21 protein-coding genes and 1 riboswitch are annotated in these 23,894 nt (G+C 71.3%); of the genes, 10 read left to right on the forward strand and 11 right to left on the reverse strand.

The window, feature by feature from the left end; all coding sequences use genetic code 11:
- Window positions 1–3: 3 nt before the first annotated feature.
- Window positions 4–2,415: an MMPL family transporter gene (locus ABZT02_RS06265; protein WP_356015527.1), complete on the reverse strand. Its 2,412-nt coding sequence runs from the start codon at window positions 2,413–2,415 to the stop codon at window positions 4–6.
- Window positions 2,416–2,581: 166 nt separating this feature from the next.
- Between ABZT02_RS06265 and ABZT02_RS06270 the strand changes: the two genes are divergently transcribed.
- Together ABZT02_RS06270 and ABZT02_RS06275 are read left to right on the forward strand one after the other, a co-directional pair.
- Window positions 2,582–3,283 (forward strand): response regulator transcription factor, encoded by a 702-nt coding sequence (locus tag ABZT02_RS06270; protein WP_007384225.1) that lies wholly within the window; start codon window positions 2,582–2,584, stop codon window positions 3,281–3,283.
- A complete protein-coding gene (locus ABZT02_RS06275) occupies window positions 3,280–4,740 on the forward strand; it encodes a HAMP domain-containing sensor histidine kinase (RefSeq protein ID WP_356014788.1) in 1,461 nt (486 codons plus the stop codon). Before ABZT02_RS06270 ends, ABZT02_RS06275 begins: the two co-directional genes overlap by 4 nt.
- A gap of 250 nt (window positions 4,741–4,990) precedes the next feature.
- On the opposite strand, the gene ABZT02_RS06280 is transcribed toward ABZT02_RS06275, so the two are convergent.
- The 3 genes from ABZT02_RS06280 to ABZT02_RS06290 all read right to left on the reverse strand — a co-directional run bounded on the left by ABZT02_RS06280 (window position 4,991) and on the right by ABZT02_RS06290 (window position 8,293).
- A complete protein-coding gene (locus tag ABZT02_RS06280; RefSeq protein WP_356014790.1) occupies window positions 4,991–6,547 on the reverse strand; it encodes an ABC transporter substrate-binding protein in 1,557 nt (518 codons plus the stop codon).
- 195 nt (window positions 6,548–6,742) lie between these two features.
- A complete protein-coding gene (locus tag ABZT02_RS06285) occupies window positions 6,743–8,026 on the reverse strand; it encodes a metallophosphoesterase (RefSeq protein ID WP_356014792.1) in 1,284 nt (427 codons plus the stop codon).
- Window positions 8,027–8,032: 6 nt separating this feature from the next.
- Window positions 8,033–8,293, reverse strand: a complete 261-nt coding sequence (locus ABZT02_RS06290; RefSeq protein ID WP_356014794.1) for a hypothetical protein — start codon at window positions 8,291–8,293, stop codon at window positions 8,033–8,035.
- Between the two features lie 91 nt (window positions 8,294–8,384).
- Here ABZT02_RS06290 and ABZT02_RS06295 point away from each other — a divergent pair, with 91 nt between their 5' ends.
- Window positions 8,385–9,680 carry a D-alanyl-D-alanine carboxypeptidase gene (locus ABZT02_RS06295; protein ID WP_356014796.1) on the forward strand — a complete coding sequence of 432 codons (1,296 nt, stop codon included), beginning with the start codon at window positions 8,385–8,387 and terminating at the stop codon, window positions 9,678–9,680.
- On the opposite strand, the gene ABZT02_RS06300 is transcribed toward ABZT02_RS06295, so the two are convergent.
- Entirely contained in the window at window positions 9,625–10,536 is a 912-nt protein-coding gene (locus ABZT02_RS06300) for a YihY/virulence factor BrkB family protein (RefSeq protein ID WP_356014798.1), read from the reverse strand. The genes ABZT02_RS06295 and ABZT02_RS06300 overlap by 56 nt on opposite strands.
- A 283-nt stretch (window positions 10,537–10,819) precedes the next feature.
- Here ABZT02_RS06300 and ABZT02_RS06305 point away from each other — a divergent pair, with 283 nt between their 5' ends.
- Both ABZT02_RS06305 and ABZT02_RS06310 read left to right on the forward strand, forming a co-directional pair.
- Entirely contained in the window at window positions 10,820–12,277 is a 1,458-nt protein-coding gene (locus ABZT02_RS06305; protein ID WP_356014799.1) for an FAD-binding oxidoreductase, read from the forward strand.
- Window positions 12,278–12,441: 164 nt separating this feature from the next.
- Window positions 12,442–13,197 (forward strand): decaprenylphospho-beta-D-erythro-pentofuranosid-2-ulose 2-reductase, encoded by a 756-nt coding sequence (locus ABZT02_RS06310; RefSeq protein WP_356014801.1) that lies wholly within the window; start codon window positions 12,442–12,444, stop codon window positions 13,195–13,197.
- Between the two features lie 92 nt (window positions 13,198–13,289).
- On the opposite strand, the gene ABZT02_RS06315 is transcribed toward ABZT02_RS06310, so the two are convergent.
- Both ABZT02_RS06315 and trpS read right to left on the reverse strand, forming a co-directional pair.
- The gene (locus tag ABZT02_RS06315; RefSeq protein ID WP_356014803.1) at window positions 13,290–13,874 is read right to left on the reverse strand and encodes a 2'-5' RNA ligase family protein; all 585 of its coding nucleotides are present in this window, start codon (window positions 13,872–13,874) and stop codon (window positions 13,290–13,292) included.
- A 187-nt stretch (window positions 13,875–14,061) separates the two neighbouring features.
- Entirely contained in the window at window positions 14,062–15,075 is a 1,014-nt protein-coding gene (gene trpS, locus ABZT02_RS06320; protein ID WP_356014805.1) for a tryptophan--tRNA ligase, read from the reverse strand.
- 142 nt (window positions 15,076–15,217) lie between these two features.
- On the opposite strand from trpS, the gene ABZT02_RS06325 reads away from it, so the two are divergent.
- The 4 genes from ABZT02_RS06325 to ABZT02_RS06340 all read left to right on the forward strand — a co-directional run bounded on the left by ABZT02_RS06325 (window position 15,218) and on the right by ABZT02_RS06340 (window position 18,296).
- Window positions 15,218–15,778: an RNA polymerase sigma factor gene (locus ABZT02_RS06325; RefSeq protein ID WP_356014806.1), complete on the forward strand. Its 561-nt coding sequence runs from the start codon at window positions 15,218–15,220 to the stop codon at window positions 15,776–15,778.
- Entirely contained in the window at window positions 15,771–16,685 is a 915-nt protein-coding gene (locus ABZT02_RS06330; RefSeq protein WP_356014808.1) for a hypothetical protein, read from the forward strand. Before ABZT02_RS06325 ends, ABZT02_RS06330 begins: the two co-directional genes overlap by 8 nt.
- A gap of 172 nt (window positions 16,686–16,857) precedes the next feature.
- Complete coding sequence (locus ABZT02_RS06335; protein ID WP_356014810.1) at window positions 16,858–17,511, forward strand: hypothetical protein; 654 nt, start codon at window positions 16,858–16,860, stop codon at window positions 17,509–17,511.
- Between the two features lie 140 nt (window positions 17,512–17,651).
- Window positions 17,652–18,296: a hypothetical protein gene (locus ABZT02_RS06340; protein ID WP_356015529.1), complete on the forward strand. Its 645-nt coding sequence runs from the start codon at window positions 17,652–17,654 to the stop codon at window positions 18,294–18,296.
- A 38-nt stretch (window positions 18,297–18,334) separates the two neighbouring features.
- Here ABZT02_RS06340 and ABZT02_RS06345 read toward each other — a convergent pair whose 3' ends face one another.
- From ABZT02_RS06345 to ABZT02_RS06360, 4 genes are all read right to left on the reverse strand, one after another.
- Window positions 18,335–19,786, reverse strand: a complete 1,452-nt coding sequence (locus ABZT02_RS06345) for a glycine hydroxymethyltransferase (protein ID WP_356015530.1) — start codon at window positions 19,784–19,786, stop codon at window positions 18,335–18,337.
- A 41-nt stretch (window positions 19,787–19,827) separates the two neighbouring features.
- A riboswitch (ZMP/ZTP riboswitch) is annotated at window positions 19,828–19,918 on the reverse strand.
- A 111-nt stretch (window positions 19,919–20,029) separates the two neighbouring features.
- Window positions 20,030–20,881 (reverse strand): LLM class flavin-dependent oxidoreductase, encoded by an 852-nt coding sequence (locus ABZT02_RS06350; RefSeq protein ID WP_356014812.1) that lies wholly within the window; start codon window positions 20,879–20,881, stop codon window positions 20,030–20,032.
- A gap of 359 nt (window positions 20,882–21,240) precedes the next feature.
- The gene (locus ABZT02_RS06355) at window positions 21,241–22,425 is read right to left on the reverse strand and encodes a glutathionylspermidine synthase family protein (protein ID WP_356014813.1); all 1,185 of its coding nucleotides are present in this window, start codon (window positions 22,423–22,425) and stop codon (window positions 21,241–21,243) included.
- Window positions 22,426–22,437: 12 nt separating this feature from the next.
- Window positions 22,438–22,824: a hypothetical protein gene (locus tag ABZT02_RS06360; RefSeq protein WP_356014815.1), complete on the reverse strand. Its 387-nt coding sequence runs from the start codon at window positions 22,822–22,824 to the stop codon at window positions 22,438–22,440.
- A gap of 136 nt (window positions 22,825–22,960) precedes the next feature.
- On the opposite strand from ABZT02_RS06360, the gene ABZT02_RS06365 reads away from it, so the two are divergent.
- Complete coding sequence (locus ABZT02_RS06365; RefSeq protein ID WP_356015533.1) at window positions 22,961–23,824, forward strand: hypothetical protein; 864 nt, start codon at window positions 22,961–22,963, stop codon at window positions 23,822–23,824.
- Window positions 23,825–23,894: the final 70 nt, after the last annotated feature.

Below are 23,894 nucleotides of genomic sequence, written 5' to 3' on the forward strand. Positions count from 1 at the left end.
GCGTCAGTTGACGGCGTCGACCTCCCCCTCGGCCAGTTCGACGTCGTACACCAGCGGCCGCTCCCCCACGTCGACGTGCCGAGCACGCGCGCCGTACGAGGGGGCCGTGGTCGCCAGCAGATACCTCCCAGGCGCCGGGACCGAGACGATGTACGAGCCGTCGGCCAGCGACTCCACCCGGTCCAGCTGACGGCCCCCGCCCGACAGGAGCGTGACGGCCGCGCCCGCTATGGGCTCCCCCTCCGCCGTACGGACGAAGCCGTGGACGGCCGATGCCGGGCCGCCGTCCGCACGGGCCCCGGCCGAAGGCGCCGCCTCCTCCTTCGGCTCCACCGCCAGGTGCGGCAGCCGCTTCTCGAGCCCCTTGGGCAGCCACCAGTTGGAGTCGCCGAGCAGGTGCATCGCGGCCGGCACCAGGGCCGTGCGCAGGATGAAGGCGTCCAGGGCGACGGCGGCGGCGAGTCCGACGCCCGCCATGGCCGCGCCCGAGTCGCCGCTGAGGACGAACGCCATGAAGACGCAGACCATGATCAGGGCCGCGGAGTTGATGACCCGGCTGGTCTCCGCGAGGCCGACGCGTACCGCGCGCGCGTTGTCGCGGGTGTGCACCCACTCCTCGTGCATACGGCTCACCAGGAACACCTGGTAGTCCATCGAGAGCCCGAAGAGCAGGGACAGCATGATGACCGGCAGGAAGGCGTTGATCGGGCCCTCCTTGCCGAGGCCGAGCAGTTCCAGGCCCCAGCCCCACTGGAAGATCGCGACCAGGACGCCGAAGGACGCCGCCGCGGCGATCAGGTTCATCAGGGCGGCCGTCAGCGGCACCACCAGGGAGCGGAAGGCGACCAGCAGGAGCAGGAAGCCGAGTCCGATGATCGTGGCGATGAACAGCGGGAGGCGGTCGCCCGTGACGGACGCGAAGTCCTTCGAGACGGCCGTCACCCCGCCCACGTGGGCCTGTGCCCCGGCCGCGGGGATGACGTCGTCACGCAGCCGGTCGATGAGCCGGTCCGTCTCCGCGGACTGCGGTGACGTCGTCGGCACGACCTGGATCACCGTCACACCCCGCGCGGGCGGTAGCGCGGCCACCTGTGCCACGCCGGACGCGTCTTTGAGGCTCTGGACCAGGGTGCCCGTCCCGCCGCCCTCGGTGACCACCTGGAGCGGTCCGTTGAAGCCGGGACCGAAGCCCTCGGCGAGCAGGTCGTACGCCTTCCTGGTGGTCGTCGAGGAGTCGTCGTTGCCTTGGTCGGTGGCACCGAGGCGGAGCGACAGCACCGGAACAGCCAGGACGGCCATGAGGACCAGGGCGAGCGCGGCGGTCCTGCGGGGGCGCTTCTGGACCCCCGTCGACCAGCGGGCGGCGAGACCGGAGGCGTTCTCCGGCTCGGGCCCCTGGGCGGCCAGCCGGCGCCGCTGGCGGCGGCTGAGCACGCGCGGGCCGAGGAAGCCGAGCAGGGCCGGCAGGAGGGTCGTGGCGGCCAGGACGCTCAGCACCACGGTCAGGGAGGTGCCGATGACCACGCCGTCCAGGAAGCGCAGTCGCGTCACCAGCATGCCGGCGAGCGCGATGCAGACCGTGCCGCCCGCGAACAGCACCGCCCGGCCCGAGGTGTTGAGGGCGGTGACCGCCGACTCCTCGGGGTCCAGGCCCCGCAGGATGCCGCGCCGGTGGCGGGTGACGATGAACAGGGCGTAGTCGATGCCGACGCCGAGGCCGATCAGGGAGGCGAGCAGCGGGGCGATGTCGGGGACGTCGGTGGTGTGGCTGAGCAGCTGGGTGGCGAACAGGCCCATGCCCACACCGAAGACGGCGATCGCGATCGGCAGCATCATCGCGAAGAACGAGCCGAACGCCAGGAACAGCACGACCGCCGCCGCGACGATGCCGACCGTCTCCGACAGCCCCTGCGGCGGTTCCTGCACGCGCTGGATCGCCTGGCCGCCCAGTTCCACCTGCAGACCGGCCCGCTCGGCCCCCTGCGCGGTGTCCACAACGTCCTCGACGAGTCCCTTGGGCACCTCGTTCGCGCGCTTGACGAAGGTCACCTGGGCGTACGCGATCGTGCCGTCCCGGCTGACCTGCGCGGCCCCCTGGGCGCCATAGGGACCGGTCACCGCGCCGACGCCCGGCATCTTCGCGATCTTCTCCAGTGCGGGCCGGATACGGTCCTGGACCGCCTGGTCCCGCACCGAGCCGTCGTCGACCTTCCAGACCACCGTGTCGGTGTCGCCCGAGGTGTCCGGGAATGCCTTCTCCATGAGGTCGTACGCGCTCTTGGAGTCCGTGTCGGGCAGGGAGAACACGTTCGCGTAGTTCGTGCCCGCCGCCGAGGCCGAGAAGCCCAGCCCGAACAACGCCCCCACCCACAGCAACAGGACCACCAGCCGGTGCCGATAGCACCAGCGTGCCAATACCGCCACGCTCCACACTCCCCTGTCGGTCGTCGGTCGGTCCCCCGGGTCCTCGCACCAGGATCGGCGGCGGCACGCGCGCGTGGACATCAGACGCCCATGACTCTCAAGGAACTCCAAAGGGCGAACCCGTCCGACTGTCAGTGGCCCGGCCGATACTGGGGGCATGACTGGGGGAGAGACGAAGAGTCCGGGGACCGTGCTGGTGGTGGAGGACGAGGAGAGCATCGCCGACGTCCTCGCCATCGCCCTGCGCTACCACCGGTTCGAGGTGATGGTCGCCGGCTCCGTCCGCGAGGCGCTCGCGCTCACCGACCGCACCCGCCCGGACGCGGCCCTGCTCGACGTCATGCTGCCCGACGGCGACGGCCGCGCCCTCGGCCGTGAACTGCGCGAGCGGCGGCCCGACCTGGCGCTGGTCTTCCTCACCGCGCGGGACTCCCCCGCCGAGATCGTCGGCGCCCTCGGCTTCGGCGACGACTACATCACCAAGCCGTTCAACATCGACGAGGTCGTCGCCAGGATCACCGCCGTCCTGCGCCGCACCCGCCCCGCCGACGTCCTGCCGCAGCGCCCGCCCCTGCGCTACGGCGACCTGGAGCTGGACGAGACGACGTACTCGGTGCACCGCGACGGCCGCACGGTCCAGCTCACCCCCACCGAGTACGCGCTGCTGCGCTTCCTGGTGCGCAACGGCGGCCGGATCGTCCCCAAGGAACAACTCCTGCGCCACGTCTGGCAGTACGAGCACACCCCGCCCGAGTCGACGGTCGTCGAGACCTACATCAGCTATCTGCGGCGCAAGCTGGACGCCCTGGGCCCGCCGGTGATCACCACCCGGCGGGGAGTCGGATACGGGCTCGCATGAGGGTGCGCCTGTCCCGTCGCCGGCACGGCATCCACTCCCTGCGCGGCAAGCTGACGCTGGCCAATGTGGCGCTGCTCGCGATCGGCATCGTCGCGGCGACCGCCGTGAGCGTGATGGGCATGCGGTACTACCTGCTCGACCAGATCGACAGCGAACTCATCAAGACCCGCGACTCCCTGGGCGGTTCGCAGCTCACCCTGCGGGAGATCGACTCGCTGAGCATGCTGGGCTTCGTCCGCGACCGGCTCATGCCGGCCCAGCAGGAATCGAGCGGTGAGCGCTCGACGGAGACCGTGTTCGCGCTGGTCGACCGCCGGGGCGTGCCGGTCGGGATCCTCGGCTTCGATCCGACCGAGTCCCAGCAGGGGCTGGCGAAGGCGGCGGGCGACCCGCGCGCGCTCGCCGTCGACTCCGAGCCGCACGACGTCACCCTGGACGGCTCCACCTACCGCGCCACGGCGGCCCGGCTCGGCGACGGCACGTACGCGCTGCTCGCCGCGCCCACCGACGTCCTGAACCAGGGTGTCGCCAAGGCCGTCCGGCTCGACCTCGCGATCGGCAGCCTGCTGCTCGCGCTGCTGGCCTGTCTGACGATGTTCAGCGTCCGGCGCCGGATGCGGCCGCTGGAGGACATGGTGGAGACGTCGTCGGCCATCGCGGAGGGCGATCTGACCCGGCGCATTCCCTCCAGCTGCGAGGCCACCCTGGAGGTCGAGCAGCTGCGGGTCGCCCTCAACTCCATGCTCCATCAGGTCGAGTCGGCGTACCGCACGCGCGAGCGCAGCGCGGCCCAGCTGCGCAGCTTCGTCGCCGACGCCTCGCACGAGCTGCGCACCCCGCTGTCCGCGATACGCGGCTACCTCCAGTTGTACGACAAGGGCATGCTCTCCGATCCGGACGAGCGCAAGCGGGCCTGGGCGCGGGTCCTGGCGGAGACCGACCGCATGGGGCGGCTCGTCGACGAGCTGCTCACCCTCGCCCGCCTCGACCAGCAGCCCGAACTGCGGTTCAGGAACGTCGACCTGAGCCGGCTGGTGCGGGACGCGGCCGAGGATCTGCGGGTGCAGCAGCCCGACCGGCCCGTCGAGGTCGTGGCCGAGGGCTCCCTGCTGGTGCGGGCCGACGAGTCGGGACTCAGACAGGTCCTGGGCAACCTGGTGGGCAACGTGCGCACGCACACGCCCGCCGAGGTGCCGGTGCGGCTGTGGGTGGAGCGCGAGGACGGGGTCGTACGGCTGTGTATCGCAGACGAGGGACCGGGGCTGTCCGCGGACGACGCGGCCCGTGTCTTCGACCGGTTCTTCCAGGTCGGCGGCGGCGCGGGCAGCGGCCTCGGCCTGGCGATCGTGCAGGGCGTGGTGCGGGCCCACGGCGGCCAGGTGGCGGTGCGCACGGCCCCGGGCGAGGGGCTGGCGGTGACGGTCACCCTGCCGGTGCGGGCGTGTGCGGGGCAGTGACTCCGCCCGCCCGGACCTGCTCGGCGGTTCTGCGCACGGTCCGCCGCGGACGTCCGCTCGGTCGGCCGGAACCGTCCGCGAGGGCGGTCACCGCGGCCTCCGACTCCCGCTCAGAAGCGGCCCGTGGCGCACCGCTTTGGTGGCCGGCTCCGACACCAGCAGGACCGCATCGGCCGACGGAAGCCGGATGCCGGGGCAGCCGGAAGGAGCTGGGCCTCGACACGCCCGCTCCGGCGCGATCGCGTCGGGATCAGATCCAGCTCAGGCGCCAGAGCCGGAAGACGCCGGTGCCGTCCGAGAGGTACTGGCCGCCGCCGACGTCCTCCGTGGTCACGACGTAGTCCTTGGCCTGCCACAGCGGGATGACGGGCACATCGTGGGCGACCGACGTCTGGAGGTCGCGGAAGTCCTGCTCGGCCTCGCTGCGGTCGGCGTAGCGCTGGCTGTCCTGGATCAGATGGTCGACCTCGTGGCTGCTGTAGCCGGTGTTCATGGTGCCCTCGGTGCCGACCAGCGGGGAGCCGTAGGTGTCCGGGTCGGGATAGTCGGCCACCCAGCCGACCGCGTAGGCGTCGAGCTTCCCGCTCGCCCAGCGCTTCTGGAAGTCGGTCCACTCGTAACCCTTGAGCGTCACCTTGAACAGGCCGCTCGCCTCCAGCTGCTTCTTGAGCGCCTTGGCCTCGGCGGCGGCGGAGCCGCTGTTCAGGCCGTAGCCGTAGGTGAAGCTGACCGGGGTGGTCACGCCGGCCTCGGTGAGCAGGGCGCGTGCCTTCTTGACGCTCGGCTCCGGGTAGGCGTCGAAGAACGACGTGGTGTGGCCGTTGATGCCGGTCGGGATCAGCGAGTAGAGCGGGTCGACGGTCCCCTCGTACACCGAGGCGGCCAGCTGCTCGCGGTTGATCAGCCAGGCCATCGCCTGACGCACCTTGACGTCGTGCAGCGGCTTGCCCGCGCGGGTGTTGAGGTAGAGGTTGCGGACCTCGGAGCTGTCGGCCTCCGAGACGCGCTGGCCGGGGTCGCTCGGGTTGAGTCCGGCGAGGACGTTCGGCGGCAGCTGGCGGTAGGCGACGTCGAGCTGCTTGGACTTCCAGGCGCTGTTCAGCTTGTTCGAGTCGCCGTAGTAGTCGAGTTCGACCGGGCGGCCGGTGCCCTTGATCTCGCCCTTGTAGTTGCCGTTGGGCGTGAGGACCGCTTTCTTCCCCTTCGTGTACGCCTTCAGCTCGTACGGCCCGGTGCCGTCGACGCCGTTGTCCGTGCGCAGGGAGTTGGCGGGGTACTTGGTGCTGTCGACGATGGCACCGGCCCCTGTGGCCACCTTGAACGGGAAGGTGGCGTCGGGCGAGGACAGCCGGAAGGTGACCGTCCGGCCACTGGCACCGACCGACTCCAGGGTGTCCAGCAGGGAGGCCGGACCCACATCGGAGTTGATCTTCTTGACCCGGTCGAAGGAGTACTTGACGTCCTTGGCGGTCATCTCGCGGCCGCTCGGGAACTTCAGACCCTCGCGCAGTACACAGCGGTACGTCCGCAGATCACCGCCCTCGAACGCACAGCTCTCGGCCGCGTCGGGCACGGGTGTGACACTGCCCGGCTCGAAGGCCAGCAGTGACTGGAAAACGTTGTTGAACAGCGCCCAGGAACCGGCGTCGTAGGCGCCGGCCGGATCGAGTGCGGTGACCTCGTCGGTCGTCCCCACCTTGATCGTCCTGCCCGTCCCGCCTTCGGACGGGAGCAACTGCCAGCCGCCTACTCCCACAGCCCCCAGAACCAGCAGCGTCGCGAGAATCCGCACGCGAACCGACCGCATCGGTTTGCCCTCCCCGGACCCCAGTGGGTCCCAGTGCACATGCCACCCCCTAGTGGCGCGGATCACCTAATCACAGGTGTTTCACCTGGGGGAAGAGGGATTTGTCGAGTTGGGCAAGACGTTACCGCAAGGAGTTTCGGCCATGTTTCACAGGGCTCTCACAGCCTCTCCCCGCGAAGATCCTCCGGTCCCCGTTCAGGCCTGCTTCGACGCCAGTTCGATCACCGTGATGTCCGACGGGGCGCCCACGCGCGTGGGCGGGCCCCAGGCGCCGGCGCCGCGGCTGACGTAGAGCTGTGTGTCGCCGTAGCGCTCCAGCCCTGCGACCGTCGGGTTCGCGGCCTCGGCGAAAAGGTTGCCGGGCCAGAGCTGGCCGCCGTGGGTGTGGCCGGACAGCTGGAGGTCGACGCCGTGGTCGACCGCGTCGTGGATCTGGACCGGCTGGTGGGCGAGGAGCACGCACGCGCGTGCCGTGTCCCGGTCGCCGAGGGCCTTGGCGAAGTCGGGGCCCTGGCCCTCGCTCTCGCCCGCGATGTCGTTGACGCCGGCGAGGTCGAACCACGCCAATTCCGTACGGTCGTTCTCCAGCGGGCGCAGACCGAGCCGCCGTACCTCCTCGACCCACTGCTCGGCGCCGGAGAAGTACTCGTGGTTGCCGGTGACGAAGAACGAGCCGTGCCGTGCCTCGAGCCGGGCGAGAGGCGCGGCCGCCGGGCCGAGGTCCTTCACGCTGCCGTCGACCAGGTCACCGACGACCGCGATCAGGTCGGGCCGGGTGGAGTTGATCGTGTCGACGACCTTCTGGGCGAAACCGCGGCCCAGCACCGGGCTCAGATGGATGTCGCTGACCACCGCGATCCGGTAGCCGTGCGCCGCGCGCGGGAGCTTCGCGAGCGGCACGGTGACCCGCTTGACCTTGGGCCCGCGCAGAACCCCGTAGGTGCCGTAGCCGACGGTCCCCACGGCGGCCGCGGCGGCGGCTCCGGCGACGACCCGGGAGACGAAGAGGCGGCGGGAGGGGGCGGCGGCGAGGGTGGTCGGGCCGGGTTCCTGTGACTCCTCGGCCGCCGGCCCGCCCTGCCCCGGCTCCTGCGGCTTCTCCACCGGCGCTCCCGCGGGCACCCGCTCCGGACGCGGTACGGCGGCGGCCGGTTCACCGCGCCGGTCCCGGCGTTCGAGGAAACGTCGCAGCAGGGGCCGTACGACCTCTCCGGCCACGACCGCGAGCAGCAGGTAGATCGACAGCGCCAGCCACAGGAAGCCGGGCCACGCGAGCACGCGCTGGAGCCAGAAGGGGGCGCCGGTGCGCTCCGCGGCCAGGGCACCGATCGCCAGCACCCAGCCACCGCCGATGAGCACCGCGCCCACCCGGCGGGCCCGGCCGGGGCCGCCGGTGGTGTCGCGGAACAGGCGGCGCCACAGGTACCAGTTGGCCGTCACGAGGACGGTCAGGGCGAGCAGTGCGAAGACGATGACCACGGTCTGCTAACTCTCGAGGGTCGGCTGTGAGTTCCGGCGCAGTGCGCGCACTCCACGCAACCCGATGAGCCCGACGACCGTCCCCAATACGAAGGAGACGACGGCCAGCAGCAGGTGCACCCAGAAGTACCCCGTCGGGTCGCCCGCGTCGTCGAACGCGAGCCCGCTGGCGTCCTTGACGAGGTTCTTGACGAAAGTGATCCAGATGACCCAGCTCCACACCCCGAAGGCGAGCAGGAACCAGGAGACGGGGCGGCTGAGCTTCATGGGTCCAGTATCGCGGGCCGCCGCCCGGTCCGGCGGCCGGGGTGGGAAGGGCGACGGGACTTCACCGTCCGCGGCATGTACGTTCCTGAGCGTGTCCGCTCCCCTGAAGAAGACCGCCGGGCGATCCCTGCTGGTCACCTCCGCCGCCCTGTCGTCCCTCGCGCTGACCGCGCCTCTCGCCCTCGCGGCCCCCAGCCCCACACCGAGCGCGTCCCCGAGCGCCACTCCCCCGGCGAACATGTCGACCGTGGGCGGCGCGCGACTCGGCCTCGCGGGCACCCAGGTCAATCTCGCGAGCGGGGTCCCTGTGCTGCCGAAGGACATCACCGCGCGGTCCTGGATCGTCACCGACGCCGAGTCCGGCGACGTACTGGCCGCGCACAACGCGCACTGGCGGCTGCCCCCGGCGAGCACCATGAAGATGCTCTTCGCCGACACCGTGCTGCCGAAGTTCCCCAAGACCGGGACGCACAAGGTCGTCCCCTCCGACCTCGCGGGCATGGGCGCCGGCTCCAGCCTGGTCGGGATAAAGGAGGGCGAGACGTACACGGTCCACGACCTGTGGCTCGGCGTTTTCCTTCGCTCCGGCAACGACGCGGTGCACGTCCTGTCGGCGATGAACAAGGGCGTCGCCAAGACCGTCACGGAGATGAACGAGCACGCAGAGGAGCTCCAGGCCCTCGACACGCACGTGGTCAGCCCCGACGGCTACGACGCCCCCGGCCAGGTCTCCTCCGCCTACGACCTGACCCTCTTCGCCCGCTCCGGGCTGCAGAAGAAGGACTTCCGCGAGTACTGCTCGACGGTCACCGCGGAGTTCCCGGGCGAGACGAAGAAGGACAAGAAGGGCAAGATCGTCCGCAAGCCCTTCGCGATCCAGAACACCAACCGGCTGCTGAGCGGCGACTACGACATCTCGCAGTACCAGGGCATCGCAGGTGTGAAGAACGGCAACACCACCAATGCCGGCGCGACCTTCACCGGTGTCGCCGAGCGCAATGGCAGGGTGCTGCTCGTCACCGTCATGAACCCGTCGAAGGAAGAGCACAACGAGGTCTACAAGGAGACCGCGAAGCTCTTCGACTGGGGCTTCAAGGCGGCCGGCAAGGTGGAGCCGGTGGGTGAGCTGGTGCCGCCGAAGGGTGCCGCGCGGCAGGGGACCTCGGGTGAGGCCGGGGGCGGTTCCGGCGGCGCCGGGCAGTCCGCGGGTCCGGGTGCTTCGGCGAAGCCCGTCGCGTCCGCCACGGCCGACGGCGGCTCCCGCGGCATGGAGACCGCCTTCGCGATCGCCGGCGGCCTCCTCGTGCTGCTCGCGGGCGCCGCGTTCCTCGTCAACCGCCGCTGGCCACTGCCGGATCTGGTACGTCGTCGCTCGTCTCGTCCGTGAGCTCCTGCTCCTTGCTCCCCGTCGCCGTCCACGCGGCGCAGAACAGCACCAGTTTCGCCGTGAAGTTGATCCACAGCAGCAGGGCGACGGGGACGCCGAACGCGCCGTACATGCTCTTCGTCGCCACGCCCTGCATATAGCCGCTCAGCAGCAGCTTCAGCAGCTCGAAGCCGACCGCGCCGGTCAGCGCGGCCACGAAGAGCCGGCGACGCCCCGGCTCGACCCCGGGCAGCAGGGTCAGGACGTACAGCAGGAGCAGGAAGTCCGCGAGTACGGCGACGACGAACGCGGCGATCCGCAGCAGGATCCGGCCCGCGCTGCCCTCCTGGAGGCCGAGTTCCCCGCCGATCCAGTCGACCAGCGCGGAGGCGATGGTGGAGATGGCGAGCGTGACCAGGACGGCGCCGCCTAGCCCGACCAGGATGCCCAGGTCCTTGCCCTTGCGCAGGATCGCGTTCTCGTCCTCGTCGGGCAGCTCCCACACCGCGCGCAGACACTCGCGCATCGAGCCGGCCCAGCCGATGCCGGTGAAGAGCAGGACGGCCGCGGCGATGAGGCCGACGGTGCCGGCGTTCTGCACCAGGTCGTCGATGTTCAGCTGGTCGGAGATGCCGGGAACCTGGTCGGCGATCTTGTCCTGGAGGTCGTTCTGCTGCTTCGTGCTGACCGTGGCGGCGGCGATCGCGGCGGCCACGGTGAGCGTCGGAAACAGCGCGACGAAGCTGGTGAACGTCATCGCCGCGGCCAGCCGGGTCCACTTCACCCGGTCCAGCCGTTCGTACGACCGCCACGCGTGCGTGGCCGTCAGGCGCACCCAGAGCGGCCCGACGACGGGGAGTTTCTTCAGCCAGTCCATGATCGGATCTTGCCCTCCCGGTGGAAGACCGATGTGTGAGTACCCGAAAACCGCGGCACGACGGCAGCGCCAGGCCGTACATCGCGAGCCGGTTCAGGGCGATGAGGACGAGGGCGCGGTCGCGCGGCACGACGTCCTCGGGTTCGCCCGCCGTGCCGCGGCCGGCGCGGACGGCGGCCTGAGCTCCGGCACTATTGAGCGACATCCCACTAATCACCCATCCTGGGGAGATAAGTGAGGTTTACGAGGGAGTTGCCGCTATAGCGGCGATACGGTCACCGGCATGTCTGCCGACACCGTTCCCGTCACGGGATGGGGCCGCACCGCCCCCACCGCGGCCCGTCCGATCCGCCTGCGGAGCTACGAGGAGGCCGTGGCGGCCGTCCGGGGGGGCGGGGCCCGCGGCGGCATTCCCCGGGGCCTGGGGCGGGCCCACGGCGACGCGGCGCAGAACGCCGGGGGCGCGGTGTTCGACATGACCGCCCTGAACCGCGTCCACGCGATCGACGCCGAGGGCGGCACCGTGCTGTGCGACGCGGGCGTCTCCCTGCACCGGCTCATGGAGGTGCTGCTGCCCCTCGGCTGGTTCGTGCCGGTGACACCCGGCACCCGTTACGTCACCGTCGGCGGTGCGATCGGCGCGGACATCCACGGCAGGAACCACCATGTGTCCGGCTCCTTCTCCCGCCATGTGCTGTCCTTCGAACTCCTCACCGCCGACGGCGGGATCCGCACCGTGCGCCGCGGCACGCCCCTGTTCGACGCGACCACCGGCGGCATGGGTCTGACCGGGATGATCCTGACCGCGACGGTCCAGCTCCAGCCGGTCGAGACCTCGCTGATGTCCGTCGACACGGAACGCGCGCGGGACCTCGACGATCTGATGGCCCGCCTGACGGCCGGAGATCGCGAGTACCGCTATTCGGTCGCCTGGATCGACCTGCTGGCCCGCGGCGCCGCGACGGGTCGGGCGGTGCTGACCCGGGGCGACCACGCTCCGCTGGACGCGCTGGAGACGCGGGGGCTGCTCGCGGGGGGCACACGCGCGTGTAGAGATGCGGCGGGGCTGCTCCGCGGGGGCACACGCGCGCGGAGAGATGCCGTGGACCTGCTCGCCGGGGGCACGCGCGGGTGTGGAGACCCGCTGGCCTTTCGGCCCCCGCGCTTCCCGGCCCCGCCCTCCTTCCTCCCCGAAGGGCTCGTCAATCGCACGACCGTGGGACTGTTCAACGAGCTCTGGTACCGGAAGGCGCTCCACGCGCGTACCGGCCGGCTGCAGAAGATCCCCGCCTTCTTCCACCCGCTGGACGGCGTGCCCCACTGGAACCGGATCTCCGGCCGCAGCGGCCTCGTGCAGTACCAGTTCGTCGTCGGACACGGCCAGGAGGAGGCCCTGCGCCGGATCGTGCGGCGGGTCTCCGGACAGCGGTGCCCGTCCTTTCTCGCCGTCCTCAAGCGGTTCGGGGACGCCGACCCCGGGTGGCTCTCCTTCCCGGTTCCCGGCTGGACCCTGGCCCTGGACATCCCGGCCGCCGTCCCGGGCCTCGGCGCCCTCCTCGACGAGCTGGACGAGGAGGTGGTCACGGCCGGCGGACGCGTCTGCCTGGCGAAGGACTCACGCCTGCGGCCGGAGCTGGTCGCCGCGATGTACCCGCGCCTCGACGATTTCCGTGCGCTGCGCGCGGAGCTGGATCCGCGCGGGGTGTTCACCTCCGACCTGTCGCGCCGCCTCACCCTCTGAGCCCTCTGCGTCACTGAGTCCGCTGAGCCCTCTGAGTCCGCTGAGCCCTCTGAGTCACTGAGCCCTCTGAGTCACTGAGTCCGCTGAGTCCGCTGAGTCCGCTGAGTCCGCTGAGTCCGCTGAGTCCGCTGAGTCCGCTGAAGATCCCCCCCAAGGAGCTGTTAGTGAAGGACGCCTTCGGCATCCCCCAGTCCGTGCTCGTCCTCGGCGGTACGTCCGAGATCGCGCTGGCCACCGTCCGTCGTCTCGTCGTCCGCCGCACCCGCACGGTGTGGCTGGCGGGGCGTCCCTCCCCCGGCCTGGAGTCGGCCGCCACGGAGCTGCGCACTCTGGGGGCCGAGGTCCGCACCGTCGCCTTCGACGCCCTGGACTCCGAGTCTCACGAGGCGGTGCTCGGCAAGGTGTTCGCCGAGGGCGACATCGACCTGGTGCTGCTCGCCTTCGGGATCCTCGGCGACCAGGCCCACGACGAGCGCGAGCCGGTCGCCGCGGTGCGGGTGGCGCAGACCAACTACACGGGCGCCGTCTCGGCCGGCCTGGTGTCCGCGCGCGCGTTGCAGGCCCAGGGGCACGGCTCGCTCGTCGTGCTCTCCTCCGTCGCCGGCGAGCGCGCCCGCCGGGCCGACTTCATCTACGGCTCCAGCAAGGCCGGGCTCGACGTCTTCACGCAGGGGCTGGGCGACGCCCTGCACGGCACGGGCGTCCACGTCATGGTCGTACGCCCCGGGTTCGTACGGTCGAGGATGACGGCAGGTCTCGAGGAAGCGCTCCTCGCGACCACTCCGGAGGCCGTCGCGACGGCGATCGAGCTGGGTCTGCTGCGCCGCTCGGAGACGGTGTGGGTGCCGGGAGCGCTGCGGGTGGTGATGTCGGCGTTGCGGCATGTGCCGCGGGCGGTGTTCCGGCGGCTGCCGCTGTAACTCCGGGTGTGGCCCGGTGGAGCTGCGCGTATGGCCCGGTGGAGCTGCGGGTACGGCTGGTGGAACCGCGGTTACAGCGGCTGTACCAGGAGTTACAGCTGGCTTGTGGGCAGGGAGCCGCGCTCCACGTGGCCGGCCTGGGGCGGCACGACCGACCCCCCGAAGGCGAACTCGCGCAGCTTGCGCCAGACCCCGTCGGCGCCCTGCTCGTAGAGGGCGAAGCCGGTGCACGGCCACTCGGCCTCGAAGTCGGCGAGTTCCTCGAAGGCGCGGTCCATGGCCACCTCGTCGATGCCGTGGGCCACGGTGACATGCGGGTGGTAGGGGAACTGGAGTTCCCGCGCGACCGGCCCCGATGCGTCACGGACCTGCTTCTGGAGCCAGGTGCAGGCCTCGGCGCCCTGGACGACCTGGACGAACACGACGGGCGACAGCGGCCGGAAGGTGCCGGTGCCCGACAGCTTCATCGGGAACGGCCGACCCGCCGCGGCGACCTCGGTGAGGTGCGCCTCGATGGCGGTCAGCGCGGTGTCCGCGACCTCTGTGGGCGGCAGCAGGGTGACATGGGTGGGGATGCCGTGAGCCGCGGCGTCGCCGAAGCCCGTGCGCCGCTCCTGGAGCAGGCTGCCGTGAGGCTCCGGGACCGCGATCGACACACCGATCGTTACGGTCCCCACGTCGTCTCCTGTTCGTCCCTGTCGTCCTGTCGGATTCGTTCCCGGCCGTCCGGCTATCGACTGTACGGCCACGGCTGTGCTGTGGGCAGGCGCAGGCATAGTGATGTGCAGCGCTCTGCCCGGTGGTGCTGGTGTGCGGTGGTACGCCCGGTGCCCGGCGGCCGGTGCCGACGGGCTGGGGCGGCGGTCAGTGCTTGGCGGGCAGGAAGCCCACCTTCTCGTACGTCTGGGAGAGGGTCTCCGCGGCGACCGCGCGGGCCTTCTCCGCGCCCTTGGCCAGGATCGAGTCCAGCGTCTCCGGGTCGTCCAGATACTGCTGGGTCCGCTCCCGGAACGGCGTGACGAACTCGACGACGACCTCGGCGAGGTCCGTCTTGAGCGCGCCGTAGAGCTTGCCCTCGTACTGCTGCTCCAGCTCCGGGACGCCGGTGCCGGTCAGGGTCGAGTAGATGGTGAGCAGGTTGCTGACGCCCGGCTTGTTCTGGACGTCGTAGCGGATGACGGTGTCGGTGTCCGTGACCGCGCTCTTGACCTTCTTGGCGGTGGCCTTCGGCTCGTCGAGGAGGTTGATGAGGCCCTTCGGCGTGGACGCCGACTTGCTCATCTTGATCGACGGGTCCTGGAGGTCGTAGATCTTCGCCGTCTCCTTGAGGATGTACGGCTTCGGGATCGTGAAGGTCTCGCCGAAGCGACCGTTGAAGCGCGTGGCGAGGTCGCGGGTCAGTTCGACGTGCTGACGCTGGTCCTCGCCCACCGGGACCTCGTTGGCCTGGTAGAGCAGGATGTCCGCGACCTGGAGGATCGGGTACGTGAACAGGCCGACGCTCGCGCTGTCGGCGCCCTGCCGGGCGGACTTGTCCTTGAACTGGGTCATGCGGGAGGCCTCGCCGAAGCCGGTGAGGCAGTTCATGACCCAGGCGAGCTGGGCGTGCTCGGGGACGTGGCTCTGGACGAAGAGCGTGCAGCGCTCCGGGTCGAGGCCCGCGGCGAGGAGCTGGGCCGCGGCCAGGCGGGTGTTGGCCGTGAGCTCCTTCGGATCCTGCGGAATCGTGATCGCGTGCAGGTCGACGACCATGTAGAACGCGTCGTGGGACTCCTGGAGGGCCACCCACTGACGGACGGCGCCGAGGTAGTTGCCGAGGTGGAACGAGCCTGCGGTGGGCTGGATTCCGGAGAGCACGCGGGGTCGATCAGAGGCCATGCTCACCATTCTCTCAGGTGTCGGGGGCCGATCCGGAACCAGTCGGAAACAGATGCGCCACGGGTGGGAACCGATTCGGTCCGGGCGGTGTACCAATCGTGTGAGGACGCGGGAGGGGGGCCGCATCGTCGATGAGGCCGCGGTGATCGCACGCGTACGCGCCGGAGACCCGGAGGCGTACGCGGAGCTGGTGCGGGCCCATACGGGCCTGGCGATGCGAGCGGCCGCCGCGCTCGGGGCGGGTGCGGACGCGGAGGACGTGGTGCAGCAGGCCTTCGTCAAGGCGTACTGCTCGCTGGGCCGCTTCAAGGAGGGCTCGGCGTTCAAGCCGTGGTTCATGTCGATCGTGGCCAACGAGACGAGGAACACAGTGCGCACGGCGGCACGCCAGCGCACGCTCGCCGGCCGCGAGGCGGCCTTCGCCGGGGCCGAGCCGCAGATACCGGAGTCGGCGGACCCGGCGGTCGCGGCCGTGGAGATAGAGCGCCGTGCCGCACTGGAGTCCGCGCTGGAGAGGCTGAGCGAGGAACACCGTCTGGTCGTCACCTACCGCTATCTGCTGGAGATGGACGAGTCCGAGACGGCCCAGGCCCTGGGCTGGCCCCGGGGGACGGTGAAGTCCCGGCTGAACCGCGCGCTGCGCAAGCTCGGCAGACTGCTGCCTGATTTCGAGCCTCGGGAAGGGGGTGATGAGCGTGAGTGAGTCCCACGGCGGTGAGGGCGCCGGCGACAGCCCGCGGGAGCGTGTGTCCCGGCTGCCCGAGGAGCTGCGGGCGCTCGGGCGCTCGCTGGACGTGCCGGGCGCGGGTGGGTCCGAGTCGATGGTGGAGCGAGTGCTGGAGCAGATACTCACCGAGCGGCTGCCGGTCCCGGTGGTCCAGGCGTCGGGGCCCGGTGAGCGGCTGCGGGCGCTGCGGCGGTGGACGCGGGCGCGGTGGCGCTCGCTGACCGCGACGCTGTGCGGGCTGCTGGCGGTCCTCGCGCTCACGCCACCGGTGCGGGCGGCGGTCCTGGACTGGTTCGACTTCGGCGGGGTGCAGGTGCGGTACGACCCGGCGGCGGTGCCCTCGCCGGGGGCCGAGGTACCCGGCTGCGGGCGCTCGGTGTCGCTCGCGCAGGCCGGGCGGCGGGCCGGGTTCGAGCCGCTGGTGCCGACGGCGCTCGGCGCTCCGGACGTGGTGACGGTGACGGCCGAGCCGCGGGGGCGGTCTCTGGTGAGCCTGTGCTGGCGTGAGCGAGGGCGCACCGTCCGGCTGGACGAGTACCGGGCCCGTCTGGACATCGGCTTCACCAAGAGCGTGCGGGAGCAGCCGGAATGGCTCTCGCTGCGCGGGGACTCCTCGGACCTCGGGGCGGTCAATGACACGGCTCTCTGGTTTCCGCGGCCCCACCTGCTGAGCTTCTGGCTGGTGGATGCGGCCGGCTCCCAGTACACCCGCGAGCGGCGGACCGCCGGGCCGACCCTGCTGTGGATGCACCGGCGGGACGTCGCGGCCGGGCCGGATGTGACGCTGCGGCTGGAGGGGGTCTCGTCCAAGGCGCGGGCTGTGGAGATCGCGAAGTCCCTCGGTGGGCCCGGGAGCGAGGGCGCCGAGAAATCCTCGGATTAGTGCGGGCGGGGTGGGAACCCCGCCGGGCCGGGCGGTGTACCAGAAGTGACACGCGGCTCGCGGACGGGCCGCACGGGGATCGTCTGTTTGGGGGGTCGTCATGAAGCGGAGTGCGGGCGGGCGGAGGGGCCGCTGTCGTGAACTGGCAGCGGGATGGGGCACGTTGGCGGCCATGCTTGTGGTGACGGTGTGGGGTGCGCCGTCCGCGTGGGCGGGCGGACCCACGAGCGTGCTGGTGGTCTCGCCGGAGAGCGAGGAGACGGCGTCGCTGTACTACTCCGACGAGGAGTACGGCGAGTTGGACCGGCTGCTCCGCCCTGCGGGTGCGGACACCCGAACCGAACCGCCCGAGGCGAATCTGCTCGCCTCTCGGCAGATCAACGTCACCTGGATGGCGCACGACGTCTCGCCGTGGCGGCTGGACCAGGTCTTCCCCGTCGCCGACAGGGACGAGGTGTGGATACACACCATGGAAAACCTGCCGGAGACGGTGAACGGCTATTGGCACCGCACGAAGAACCCCGCTCAACTGCGCGCCCTGCTGAAGGACTTGGGCGTGATGGGCAAGGTCTCCGGTGAGAGCCACGCCATCTTCCCCTTCCCCGCGCCCGCGCAGGAGCCGGAGAGTCAGGCGGGAGCAGTGGTCCCGGAGGCGTCTGCGGGCCCGTCCTCAACAGCTGACGACGGCACCGAGTGGTGGTGGGCGCTTCCCGGTCTGGCGGCCGGAGCGGTACTGGCACTGGTACTGCGGCCGTTCGTGCTGCGGAAGCCGTGGGACCGCCTGCGCGGAGAGCCGGGGCCGCGCCAGGAACTGCGCGATGTGTGACGAAAGGACGTGCGCGCGAGCTTGAGGAAGCGAGGCTGAATCGATCGAGGGGGATGGCAGTGCGGAACAGACGCGCAGGACTGCGGCTCGGGCCGCGCAGGGCGCTCGCGGCGCTCGCACCATTGACTGCGGTGGTGACCGTGCTCACCGCACCTGCGGCCGACGCGGCGACACCGTCGACGCGGGCGGCGGGCCTGGACAGACCCGACCTGGCGATGGTCGTCACCGGCGGCTCCGGCCGGACGCAGGCCGTGCGTGTCGACGAGCCGTACTTCACTCGCCTGTGGCAGCTGCTGCAGCCGACCTACACCGGCACGGAGCGGGTCTCGGACGCCTGGGAGGAGGGGCGGTACCCGGCGGTGCGGTTCACCGTGCTGTGGGGGCTGACGGGGGTCGGCGGCTGGCCTCGGACGGATTCGGCGCCGGGTGGTGATGTGGCGGTGGCGCGACAGGACCAGCTGTTCCTGGCCGGGGACGGCACGCCGTGGGTGCGCTCGGATCCGGCGCCGGAGCGGGAGGACGCGGACATCCGCTGGCACCGGGCTCCCCGGGCGGTTTTCGACCGGCTGGACCGGGCGGGCCTTGCGGGCGGTGCCGGGGAGGAGCAGGACGAGAGCTCGAAGGGTTCCACGGGCCCGGGATCTGGCGTGTGGTGGGCGGTGCCGGGGCTCGTCGCGGGATTCGCGGCGGGAGTCGGCGGCACGTGGCTGATACGCCGCGCGGCGGCCGGGCCAGGAGCCGGGCCGCCGCGGGATGAGCCACGACAGGAACTCATCGATCTCTAGGAGTCGCCGGTCTTTGACAACTCAAAAGAGGACGTGTGTCAGCCGAGGTCGACCTCCGGGTACAGCGGGAAGCCGGCCACGAGGTCGGTGGCCCGGTGGGAGATCTCGTCCGCGACCTTCGGGTCCAGGATGTGCTGGGCCTTGGACGGTGCGCCCGACTTGGTGGTGCCGGCCTCCGTGGTGGTCAGGACGCGGTCGATGAGACCGGCGACCTCGTCCATCTCGGCGGTGCCGAGACCACGGGTGGTCAGGGCGGGGGTGCCGATACGGATGCCGGAGGTGTACCAGGCGCCGTTGGGGTCGGCCGGGATGGCGTTGCGGTTGGTGACGATGCCCGACTCGAGCAGCGCGGACTCGGCCTGGCGGCCGGTGAGGCCGTAGGAGGAGGCGACGTCGATCAGGTTGAGGTGGTTGTCGGTGCCGCCCGTGACCAGGGTGGCGCCGCGGCGCATCAGGCCCTCCGCCAGGGCGCGGGAGTTGTCGACGATCCGCTGGGCGTAGTCCTGGAAGGAGGGCTGGCGGGCCTCGGCGAGGGCGACGGCCTTGGCGGCCATGACGTGCGGGAGCGGACCGCCGAGGACCATCGGGCAGCCACGGTCGACCTGGTCCTTGAGGGAGTCGTCGCACAGCACCATGCCGCCGCGCGGGCCACGCAGGGACTTGTGGGTGGTGGTGGTGACGATCTGGGCGTGCGGGACCGGGTCGAAGTCGCCGGTGAGGACCTTGCCGGCGACGAGACCGGCGAAGTGGGCCATGTCGACCATGAGCGTGGCGCCGACCTCGTCGGCGATCTCGCGCATGATCCGGAAGTTCACCAGCCGGGGGTAGGCCGAGTAGCCGGCGACGATGATCAGCGGCTTGAACTCGCGGGCCGAGGCGCGCAGGGCGTCATAGTCGACGAGGCCGGTGGCTGGGTCGGTGCCGTAGGAGCGCTGGTCGAACATCTTGCCGGAGATGTTGGGGCGGAAGCCGTGGGTGAGGTGGCCGCCGGCGTCCAGGGACATGCCCAGCATGCGCTGGTTGCCGAAGGCCTGGCGCAGCTCGGCCCAGTCGGCGTCGGAGAGGTCGTTGACCTGACGGACCCCGGCCTTCTCCAGGGCGGGGACCTCGACGCGCTGGGCGAGGACGGACCAGAAGGCGACGAGGTTGGCGTCGATGCCGGAGTGCGGCTGGACGTAGGCGTGGCGGGCGCCGAAGAGCTCCTTGGCGTGCTCGGCGGCCAGGGACTCGACGGTGTCGACGTTGCGGCAGCCGGCGTAGAAGCGGCGGCCGACGGTGCCCTCGGCGTACTTGTCGCTGAACCAGTTGCCCATCGCGAGGAGGGTGGCCGGGGAGGCGTAGTTCTCGGAGGCGATCAGCTTGAGCATCTCGCGCTGGTCGTGGACCTCCTGGCCGATGGCGTCGGCGACGCGCGGCTCGACGGCGCGGATCACGTCGAGGGCGGCGCGGAAGGCCGTGGACTCGGTGGACAGGGGCTGCTGCTCGGACATGGCGGCCTCCGGGTTGCGTGGCTTGAAGCGGTCACGGATCACGGTTCGGCCCAGGCGCACGGCACTTGGTTCACTCACAGGCCGCTCCCCGATGGTCCGTCCCATCCCAGCGCGCCAGTCACGGCCTGTCGGCCAGCCTACCGGGCACGTCGGAGGGCACCTGTGCGGCGTCCACCATGCGAGCGACGGCTTCGAGGCCGGGCGGCGGGTCTCCGGGCCTCGAAGCCGTGGCGGCGGTGGACGTCAGAACAGCGCGTCGGCCAAGCGGTCGATCTGGTCGGGGTCCGAGGCCCAGCAGTAGAGCATCACCTCGTCGGCGCCGATGCCGGCGTAGGCGTCGGCGGCTTCACGGATCTGCCGCGGTGTGGTGAGCAGGCCGGCTTCCATGTACGCGACGTGGCCGCTGAAGGCGTAGTAGTCACGGAGGTTCTGGCGGGCCCGGTCCAGGGTGCTGTCCGGACCGAGAACGACGTTCGCCTGGGCGACCAGGCGGGGGCGGCCGGGGCGGTCGTGCTTCTGCCAGGCCGTTTCGACGTCGCGGAACAGGTTGACCATGAAGGAGGGCGGCAGGGCGGCGCCGAGGAAGCCGTCGCCGAAGCGGCCGACGCGTTCGAGGGCGGCGGGGGCGAACCCGCCGAACAGGACCTCGGGGCCGCCGGGAGTGGTGGGGGCGGGCCCGATGGGGCCGACACCGTCTGCGTACGGCTCGCCGGACCAGGCGCGGCGCAGCAGGATCAGCTGTTCGTCGAGGCGGCGGCCTCGACGGTGCAGGTCGGTGCCGGCGGCCAGGCAGTCGTCCTCGCGGCCTCCGACTCCGATGCCGAGCGTGAAGCGGCCGCCCGAGAGACGGTCGAGGGTCGCGGTCTGCTTGGCGAGCAGGGCGGTGTTGTGGAGGGGCGCGATCAGCACCTCGGTCTGGACGCGGATGCGGGAGGTGGCGCCGGCGAGGGCCGCAAGGGTGACGAGGGGTTCGGGGGTGTCGTAGACGAGACGGTCGAGCAGGCCGAGGGTGCTGAAGGGGCTCGCGTCCGCGCGCCGGGCCCAGCCGAGCAGCTGGGCGGGGTCGTCGATGGGGAGGCCGAGGCCGATATTCATGGGAGAGTCCTCCGGAGGGCGTACGAGATCCGCCGGTCGGCCGGATCCGGTGCCGCCCCTCCGTGGTGCCGCGCGCTGTGCGCGGACCTGCTCCCGTTCTGCGGCGATGGTTCAAGAGAGCGTGTGCGTCAGAGTGCGCCGACCGTAACGCGGTCGGGCGGGGTGCGACAACGCGTTTTCGGCGGGTGCCCGCGGACGCGGCTTCGGGGGCACGGCTCGTGGGATGCCCCGTCGGAGGAATTCGTCGGCGCGCACCGCCAACATCCCCTGGCACCACGCCCCAGCCCGACGGACCCCACCACCGGCTGGAACGCCCACGCCCCTACACCGGCCCCGCGCTCCGCCCCCGCCGACTCGCCTCAGAGGATCACGTGCGGCAAGAAGCGCGCGTACTCGTCGGTGACCAGGCCGGACGACTCCCGGATGCCGAGGCCCGCCGACTCGCCCTCCACGACCCAGGCACCGAGGACGACGTGGTTGCCGTCGAAGTCGGGAAGGGGGGCGAGCTCCTGGTAGCAGCACGCCTCCTCGCGGACCACCGCAGCGGTACCGGGCTCGTGGACCGTCACCCCGGCGCCCTCGCGGCCGAGCAGCGGCTTGGTGACGTAGCCGGTCGTCGTCGCCAGGTGCCGGGGGCCGTCGAGGTAGGCGGGGAGGAGGTTCGGGTGGTCCGGGTACAGCTCCCAGAGGATCGCGAGGAGGGCCTTGTTGCTGAGGAGCATCTTCCAGGCGGGTTCGATCCACAGGGTGCTGCCGGTGCCGCCGCCGTTGTCGAGGGTGTCGAGGACGTGGGTGGCGAAGCGGTCCGTGGTGAGCCACTCCCAGGGGTACAGCTTGAAGCAGCTGCGGATGAAGCGGAGCTGGTTGTCGACGAAGCGGCCGGAGAGGGGGTCCCAGCCGATCTCCTCCATGGAGATCCAGTCGGTGTCCAGGCCGGCCTGTTCGGCGGTCTCCTTGAGGTAGGCGACCGTCATGAGGTCCTCGCCGAGTTCGTCGGCGGACGAGTGCGCGAAGTAGAGCGGGCTGCCGGGCGGCAGGAGGGCGGCCTGGTTCTTCCAGGCGGCGACGAGGCGTTCGTGGAGGGAGTTCCACTGGTCGGCGCCGGGGAAGCGCTCCTCCATCCAGAACCACTGGGGCGAGGCGGCCTCGACGAGGGACGTGGGTGTGTCGGCGTTGTACTCCAGCAGTTTCGCCGGGCCGTCGCCGTCGTGGCGGAGGTCGAAACGGCCGTATACGGACGGGAGTTCCGTGCGCCGGTGCCAGGACTCGGTGACCGCCTCGGCCACGCGCGGGTCGGTGATGCCGAGGTCGGCGAAGCGGTTCGCGGTGACGATGTGGTCGGCGGCCGCCAGGCACATGCGGTGGAGGTTCTCGACGGTCTCCTCCAGGGCCTCCACCTCGGCGAGCGTGAAGGAGTAATAGGCGCTCTCGTCCCAGTAGGGGCGCAGGGAGTCGTCGGGGTGGCGGGTGAGCGGGTAGACGAGGCCCTGGGCCTCGACGGTCTGCTGCCAGCCGGGGCGGGGGGTGATGGTGTGTCGGCGCATGGTGCTGGGCCGTCAGCCGCCGGAGCTTCCCTTGCCGCTGCCGCCGTCTCCGCCGCTGTCGCCACTGCCTCCGCTGCCGAAGCCCCCGCGGTCGACCCCGCTGCCGCCGCTGCTGCTCGACGAGCCGCCGGAGCCCTTGCCGGACTTCTTGGTGAAGGAGCCGCCCGAGACCCAGCTGCCCTTCTTCTTGCCGCCGTAGTAGTAGGTGCCGTTGACCGGGGTGCTGGACTTGCAGTTCTTGTCGGCGACGACCCGGTAGCCCTTGCCGAGGGTGTAGCTGTCGCGGTCGACGCAGCGCTTGTCGGGGTCGGAGGAGCAGGCGGTCAGGGCCATGGCGAGCAGTCCCACGCCGCCGAGTGCGACCGTGCCCGAGCGAAGTTGCCGGCGTGCGTCCGCCATGTTCGTGTCTCCCCCTTGGTCAGACCGTGGGCCCGGTGTACGCGGGTCCGTGGGACAGCTTAGAGATCAGTAAGAGCCTGTCCGGGGGCAGCCCGCTTCTCACCTCCTCCCCTAAGGTCACTTCGTGCTCTTTGGAATGGTGTGTGCTCTTGGTGCCGCGGTCTGCTTCGGGACGGCCACCGTGCTGCAGGCGATGGCGGCACGGGCGGCGGACGCGGGCGGCGGTGACGGCGAGGGGACGGCGTTCGCGGTGACGCTGTTCCTGCGGGCGGTGCGGCAGTGGCGGTATCTGGCGGGGCTGGCCCTGGACGGGGTGGGGTTCCTGTTGCAGATCGCCGCGTTGCGGTCGGTTCCGATCTACGCGGTCGGCGCGGCCCTCGCGGCGAGTCTCGCGGTGACCGCGGTGGTGTCGGCGCGGCTGCTGCGGGTCCGGCTGAGCAGGGGTGAGTGGGGCGCGGTCGGCGTGGTGTGCGCGGGGATGGCGCTGCTGGGGATCGCGTCCGGGACGGAGGGCGACCGGGGCGGCCCTGCGGCCTTGAAGTACGCGATGCTCGGGACGGCCGTCGCGGTGCTGGCTCTCGCGCTGCTGGGTGGGCGGCTGCCGGAGCGGGGGCGGCCGTTGGCGCTCGGGCTGGGGGCCGGGTTCGGGTTCGGGGTGGTCGAGGTGGCGGTGCGGCTGATCGACTCGCTCGCACCGTCGGCGCTGCTGGCCAACCCGGCGACCTACGCGCTCCTCGTCGGCGGTGCTGCGGCCTTTCTGTCGCTGACTTCCGCGCTGCAGCGGGGGTCGGTGACCACGGCGACCGCCGGGATGGTGATCGGGGAGACGATCGGGCCCGCGCTGGTGGGGGTGGTGTGGCTCGGGGACCGCACCCGGGAGGGGCTGGCGTGGGTGGCGGTGCTGGGTTTCGCGGTGGCCGTCGCGGGGGCGTTGGCGCTGGCCAGGTTCGGGGAGGCGCCGGCGGAATCCGTCCCGCAATCCCCGCAGCGAATTCCGTAAGGGGTTACTCGGCTTACTTCCGGTACAGCTCGACAGAGTGAGCCATGCCTACCGAAAGAGCGATAAAGAG

The sequence above is a fragment of the Streptomyces sp. NPDC005402 genome (genome assembly GCF_040606575.1).
Taxonomy (GTDB): Bacteria; Actinomycetota; Actinomycetes; order Streptomycetales; family Streptomycetaceae; genus Streptomyces.

What these genes read in the sequence shown, in the direction of transcription:
- ABZT02_RS06355 (WP_356014813.1), bottom strand. Translation starts at nt 22,425, where the DNA reads ATGCGCCGACACACCATCACCCCCCGCCCCGGCTGGCAGCAGACCGTC.
- ABZT02_RS06335 (WP_356014810.1), top strand. Translation starts at nt 16,858, where the DNA reads ATGCTTGTGGTGACGGTGTGGGGTGCGCCGTCCGCGTGGGCGGGCGGA.
- ABZT02_RS06365 (WP_356015533.1), top strand. Translation starts at nt 22,961, where the DNA reads ATGGTGTGTGCTCTTGGTGCCGCGGTCTGCTTCGGGACGGCCACCGTG.
- ABZT02_RS06300 (WP_356014798.1), bottom strand. Translation starts at nt 10,536, where the DNA reads ATGGACTGGCTGAAGAAACTCCCCGTCGTCGGGCCGCTCTGGGTGCGC.
- trpS (WP_356014805.1), bottom strand. Translation starts at nt 15,075, where the DNA reads ATGGCCTCTGATCGACCCCGCGTGCTCTCCGGAATCCAGCCCACCGCA.
- ABZT02_RS06345 (WP_356015530.1), bottom strand. Translation starts at nt 19,786, where the DNA reads ATGTCCGAGCAGCAGCCCCTGTCCACCGAGTCCACGGCCTTCCGCGCC.
- ABZT02_RS06280 (WP_356014790.1), bottom strand. Translation starts at nt 6,547, where the DNA reads ATGCGGTCGGTTCGCGTGCGGATTCTCGCGACGCTGCTGGTTCTGGGG.
- ABZT02_RS06360 (WP_356014815.1), bottom strand. Translation starts at nt 22,824, where the DNA reads ATGGCGGACGCACGCCGGCAACTTCGCTCGGGCACGGTCGCACTCGGC.
- ABZT02_RS06290 (WP_356014794.1), bottom strand. Translation starts at nt 8,293, where the DNA reads ATGAAGCTCAGCCGCCCCGTCTCCTGGTTCCTGCTCGCCTTCGGGGTG.
- ABZT02_RS06270 (WP_007384225.1), top strand. Translation starts at nt 2,582, where the DNA reads ATGACTGGGGGAGAGACGAAGAGTCCGGGGACCGTGCTGGTGGTGGAG.
- ABZT02_RS06350 (WP_356014812.1), bottom strand. Translation starts at nt 20,881, where the DNA reads ATGAATATCGGCCTCGGCCTCCCCATCGACGACCCCGCCCAGCTGCTC.
- ABZT02_RS06305 (WP_356014799.1), top strand. Translation starts at nt 10,820, where the DNA reads ATGTCTGCCGACACCGTTCCCGTCACGGGATGGGGCCGCACCGCCCCC.
- ABZT02_RS06275 (WP_356014788.1), top strand. Translation starts at nt 3,280, where the DNA reads ATGAGGGTGCGCCTGTCCCGTCGCCGGCACGGCATCCACTCCCTGCGC.